Source organism: Streptomyces viridosporus (assembly GCF_002078235.1).
Taxonomy (GTDB): Bacteria; Actinomycetota; Actinomycetes; order Streptomycetales; family Streptomycetaceae; genus Streptomyces; species Streptomyces viridosporus.
In genome coordinates this window covers 1-4805 of sequence record NZ_MSGP01000421.1, presented here as the reverse complement: position 1 = coordinate 4805, position 4805 = coordinate 1, and the positions used below count along the sequence as shown (strand labels likewise).

The window sequence follows — 4805 nt, the reverse complement described above, 5'->3', positions numbered from 1 at the left end:
GCCGCGGCCGCGCCCGCCGACCGGCCGGAGCTGGTGCTCGAGTTGATCCGCGGGCACGCCGCCGCCGTCCTCGGACACGGTGACGCGGCAGAGCTCTCACCGCACCGGCGGTTCCAGGACCTCGGGTTCGACTCGCTGATCGCTGTCGAGTTCCGCAACCGGATCGGTGAGGCCATCGGTGAACGGCTCCCCGCAGCTCTGCTGTTCGACTATCCGACCCCGGCCGAGCTGATCGACCATCTGCTGCCCAGGCTGGTCGCTGACGAACCGACCGGGCCGGCCGCGCTGCTGGCGGACCTGGATCGGCTGGAGCGCGCGCTGGACGAGATCACGGTGGACGACGAGCGGCTGCATCGGCAGATCGCCGGCCGGCTGGACGTGCTCCGCAGCAGGTGGGCGGCAGATCAGCAGGAAGAGGACGACTTCGATGTCGAGTCGGCCACCGACGACGACATGTTCCGCATGCTCGACGACGAGCTGGGTCTGAACTAGGAACGTGTCTCGGTAACAGTGCCTGTTCGGGCAGTCGTAAGCGGTGAGATCCGGGCATGACTGCCCGGATCTCACCGCCAAACGCTCGGATTCGTCGCGTCTCGTCGATTCATGGCTCGGTGAGGGCGTGGTGCACGGTGCGCCCGGCTGTTCAGCCGGTCATGGCGTCGATGTCAGCTGTTCCGGTGTGTCGTGTCGTAAGACCGCAAGGGGGTTGTGTCAGGAGGCCGGTGGCCGTTCTGGCAGATCACGATTGGTCCGAGGACGAGCGTGACGACGGTTTCTCGACGGGCGTAGGCGGCTCTGCCGGGTTTGGTTCGCAGCTTCCGGGCCATGTGCTCGCCCTCGGCGTGGCGTCCTTGTCATGCGTCCACGGGGTGAGGGCGGGACCTGCTCGTCGTTACCGAGGCGGCCGGTGGCCAATGTGCTGTCGGGTCCGCAGGTCAGTTGGCGTTCGACTTCACCGAGATGCTCGACCAGTCCGCCAAGAACACCGGTCGTCGCCCCAAGCCGGTGCTCGTCGACGCCGGGTACTGCTCCGAGGCCATCGCCAGGCCGCGAAGCGGCTCGGGCATCATACGCCTGAATGCAGGCGCCATCGCTGTTCTTCGTGACCGGGAGTCGGGGACGGGCGAGGCTGGCCTGAGCATTCGCCTCGGCGGCGAAGCCCTGACGACAGCCTGCTTATCACTGACGACGGCGTCCTTCGTCGTCCGCGTGGCGACGGGGGCCCTGTCGACGGCCTCGGCCTCGATCCGCGCAGGGGCCTGCAGCCCCGTGAGCCGCTTCTTGCGGCGGTCCGGCACGGCCGGCAGATCGGTGGCCATGCCGCAGCGCTACGTAGGCCGGCCATCATGCACACACCGGGGTCGTTGCCGTACGCGACGTGCGGAAGCGGCCCCGGAGCGACTACCTGATGGCGGACCCCCTGGAGGCGGCGGACAGCGTGGCCGCCAGCTCGGCGTTCACCTCGGCCTGGTGCGCGGTCAGGTAGAAGTGGCCGCCGGGGAACGTGCGGATGCGGAAGGCGGCGGTGGAGTGCTCGCGCCACCGTTCGGCCTCCGCGACGGTTGTCTTCGGGTCGCCGTCCCCAACCAGCACCGTGATCGGGCAGTCGACTGTGTGGTCCGGCACGGCCTGGTAGGTTTCGATGACCCGGTAGTCGCTGCGCACCGCGGGCAAGGTCATCCTCAGGATCTCTTCGTCGCCCAGCAGGTCCGCCTGGGTACCGTTGAGCCGCCGCAACTCGTCGAGCAGGCCCTTGTCGTCGCGTAGATGCACGTGTTCGTCCCGGTGCGTGGCCGGCGCGCGCCGGCCGGATGCCACGATCGCTCGGGGCGCGGCGGACGTGTCAGCGAGTGAGAAGGCTGTCTCGAACGCGAGCACCGCGCCCATGCTGTGTCCGAAGTAGACAGTCGGCAAGGGCCTTTCGTGCTCGAGGATCGACGCGATGTGACCGACGTACTCTGCGACGCTGCGCACCAGTGGCTCACGTCTGCGGTCCTGGCGGCCGGGGTACTGGAGGACCACGACGTCGGCGGCGGCGGCGTGGGCCATTGCGACAGGGTGGTAGAAGCTCGCGGAGCCGCCCGCATGCGGGAAGCAGACGAGCCGTACGCGGGCACTGGCGTTGGGCCGGAAGCGGCGCAGCCAGCGCTCTGCGTCGGTGCCGGGCATGGGCATGAGGTCTCCTCGGGGCAGTCGTCAGAGACGAGTACGTCCCATTCCTGACTGGAAAATCCCCAGTCCCGAGAAGTAACCGTGTCAATTCCCAGTGATGCACTAGGGTGCCCCGACTTCCGTTGACACCGCGGACTTGCGGCTGTGAATGTCACCTCCAAGGACTGCTCCCGCGAAAACTCACTGGGCGTAGCGGTCGTCTCTTCCCGTGGCGGCGTAAGGGGATTTCGTGTCCAAACGTGCTCTTATCACTGGGGTCACCGGCCAGGACGGCTCGTACCTCGCAGAACACCTGCTGGCGCAGGGCTACCAGGTATGGGGTCTGATGCGAGGGCAGGCCAACCCGCGAAAGTCACGGATCAGCCGCCTCGTATCTGATCTGTCCTTTGTGGACGGTGACCTCATGGACCAGGCCAGCCTGGTCTCGGCGCTGGACCATGTCCAGCCCGACGAGGTCTACAACCTCGGTGCCATCTCGTTCGTGCCGATGTCGTGGCAGCAGCCGGAACTGGTGACCGAAATCAACGGCGCCGGCGTGCTGCGCATGCTGGAGGCCATTCGAATGGTGAGTGGGCTGAACACGTCCAGGTCGACCCGATCCGGTGGGATCCGGTTCTACCAGGCTTCGTCCTCGGAGATGTTCGGCAAGGTCGCGGAGACTCCGCAGAGGGAGTCGACCCAGTTCCACCCCCGTAGCCCGTACGGGGTGGCCAAAGCCTATGGCCACTTCATCACACGCAACTACCGCGAGTCGTTCGACATGTACGGCGTCTCCGGGATCCTGTTCAACCACGAGTCCCCGCGCCGCGGTGCTGAGTTCGTGACCAGGAAGATCTCACTGGCCGTCGCGCAGATCAAGCTGGGACTGCAGGACAAGCTGGCGCTGGGCAACCTCGACGCGGTGCGTGACTGGGGCTTCGCCGGTGACTACGTCAAGGCGATGCACCTGATGCTCCAGCAGGACGAGCCGGGCGACTACGTGATCGGTACCGGCGTGATGCACTCGGTCCGCGACGCGGTACGGATCGCCTTCGACGCCGTGGGCCTCAACTGGGAGAACCACGTCGTGATCGATCCATCGCTGGTCCGCCCGGCTGAAGTGGAGACACTGTGCGCCGACTCCAGCATGGCCCGGGCCGCGCTGGACTGGGCACCCACGGTGAAGTTCGAGGAGTTGATGCAGTTGATGGTCGAGTCGGACCTGCAGCAGGCATCACGGACGCGCGACTATGGCGAGCTGCTGGCAGCCGCCGACAGCTGGTGACACCGTGACCGAGACGTTGTCCGGCCCCGGCCGCCGCACACGGATGGAGACGTGGTGGCCGACGGAGCGGGGCGCGGAGGGCAGGCCCGCCGGATGATCGACAAGGTGCTGCCGCAGCACTGCATGCCCATGCAGTCCGGACACGGCACGAAGGGCACCCGCGAGTACGGCTGCGCCCGGCTCGGCGTCCAGGCCGACGACACCCCCGGCGGATATCCGGACGGCGTGGCGGCAGGCTCCCGGCGGAACACGGCCCGCAGATTCGTCCGCCTCCCGCCGCACGGTGTGGGCTCCCGGGCCGATGGCCTCGCTTCGGCGGGAGCAGGGCCGGCAGGAGGCGCAGGCGCGAGAGCGGATGGCCTCCCCGGCTCACGCAGCTCGGCGCGGACGAGCTGGTCTACCTGGTCGCCGGTGAGCACGGCGGCTCCGGGTGGGCGCTGCTCGTACGATCCGACGGAAGCGGCCACGTCCTCCCCTGCGGCGACTCGTCCGCTCGGGACCGCTCGCTGCGTTCCTGACCGCACACGACGTCCATGCGGCCGCCGGGACGGACGGCGACCGCTCCCGGTCGAGGGCCGCGTGGCGCTCCGCCCTGCACGCGGTGTGCGACTGGGCCTGGCCCGCCGTAGTGAGCCCGGTCCTCGAGGAGTTCAGTCTGCGGGGCGGCGGAAACCGCGCACCGTGTCGCGGTCGTACCGGCGCCCCGGCGGGGGGTGCCTGTTGAGTCGGCACGGAGCGCGGTGCCGGTGTTGCCACCGGTCCGTTTCTCCGTGCCGCTCGCCGAACCCGGCGTACCCGTCTCCGAGTACCGGGCTCTCCACGGACTCTGCCGTTCAGGCGTGGTTGAGGCGGGTCCAGGGTTTGGGGATCGTGTTGCCTCTGTAGCGGTAGCGGGTGACCGCCACTGCCTGGAGGTCGAACAGTTCGATCCCGTCCGCTGAGGGCCTTTGCCACCGACCGTTGTGGTCGGTGAGCCGTCGGCGGACGTCCTTCCACTTCCAGCGATGCAGCGCCATCCACCAGCTAATCACCCGGTGCCACGTGAAGCTGGCCAGGGAACTCAGGGTGTCTTTGCAGACCGCATGCTTGAAGTAGTTGGCCCAGCCGCGGTGTTGTCAGGTTGAGCGGAGCCCTTCTCCGGTGGCATGATCATCTGTCTGGTTGGGGGCGCTGGAGGGGCTGCTCGTGGACGCGCCGTCGTACCAGGGTTTCCGCTTCCCGCCGGAGATCATCGCGCACTGCGTGTGGCTGTACCACCGCTTCGCCCTGAGCCTGCGCGACGTCGAGGGGCTGATGCTGGAGCGCGGCATCGAGGTCTCCTACGAGACGATCCACCAGTGGACGCGCCGGTTCGGCCCCGCCTACGCCA

At 68.1% G+C, this 4805-nt stretch carries 4 protein-coding genes and 3 pseudogenes; 3 read left to right on the top strand and 4 right to left on the bottom strand.

Translation table 11 applies throughout. From position 1 onward, the window contains the following. Positions 1-492, top strand: a 492-nt coding sequence (locus B7L92_RS27495; RefSeq protein WP_170102249.1) for an acyl carrier protein, incomplete at its 5' end; no start/stop codon positions are given. A 227-nt stretch (positions 493-719) separates the two neighbouring features. Here B7L92_RS27495 and B7L92_RS43970 read toward each other — a convergent pair. The 3 genes and pseudogenes from B7L92_RS43970 to B7L92_RS27485 all read right to left on the bottom strand — a co-directional run. Continuing rightward, positions 720-948 (bottom strand): annotated as a pseudogene (locus B7L92_RS43970) (hypothetical protein); the annotation flags it as partial. Further along, entirely contained in the window at positions 936-1319 is a 384-nt protein-coding gene (locus B7L92_RS27490) for a hypothetical protein (RefSeq protein ID WP_081240055.1), read from the bottom strand. The gene B7L92_RS27490 and the pseudogene B7L92_RS43970, both read right to left, overlap by 13 nt. 82 nt (positions 1320-1401) lie before the next feature. Further along, positions 1402-2175: a thioesterase II family protein gene (locus tag B7L92_RS27485; RefSeq protein WP_081240054.1), complete on the bottom strand. Its 774-nt coding sequence runs from the start codon at positions 2173-2175 to the stop codon at positions 1402-1404. Positions 2176-2401: 226 nt separating this feature from the next. On the opposite strand from B7L92_RS27485, the gene B7L92_RS27480 reads away from it, so the two are divergent. Continuing rightward, positions 2402-3436 carry a GDP-mannose 4,6-dehydratase gene (locus B7L92_RS27480; RefSeq protein WP_081240053.1) on the top strand — a complete coding sequence of 345 codons (1035 nt, stop codon included), beginning with the start codon at positions 2402-2404 and terminating at the stop codon, positions 3434-3436. An 833-nt stretch (positions 3437-4269) separates the two neighbouring features. Here B7L92_RS27480 and B7L92_RS27470 read toward each other — a convergent pair. Continuing rightward, a pseudogene (locus B7L92_RS27470) lies at positions 4270-4533 on the bottom strand (group II intron maturase-specific domain-containing protein); the annotation flags it as partial. Between the two features lie 88 nt (positions 4534-4621). On the opposite strand from B7L92_RS27470, the pseudogene B7L92_RS27465 reads away from it, so the two are divergent. Continuing rightward, positions 4622-4805: pseudogene (locus tag B7L92_RS27465) on the top strand (IS6 family transposase); the annotation flags it as partial.

Excerpts from the sequence above, each read along its gene's own strand:
- B7L92_RS27490 (WP_081240055.1), bottom strand. The coding sequence starts at position 1,319 with ATGGCCACCGATCTGCCGGCCGTGCCGGACCGCCGCAAGAAGCGGCTC.
- B7L92_RS27485 (WP_081240054.1), bottom strand. The coding sequence starts at position 2,175 with ATGCCCATGCCCGGCACCGACGCAGAGCGCTGGCTGCGCCGCTTCCGG.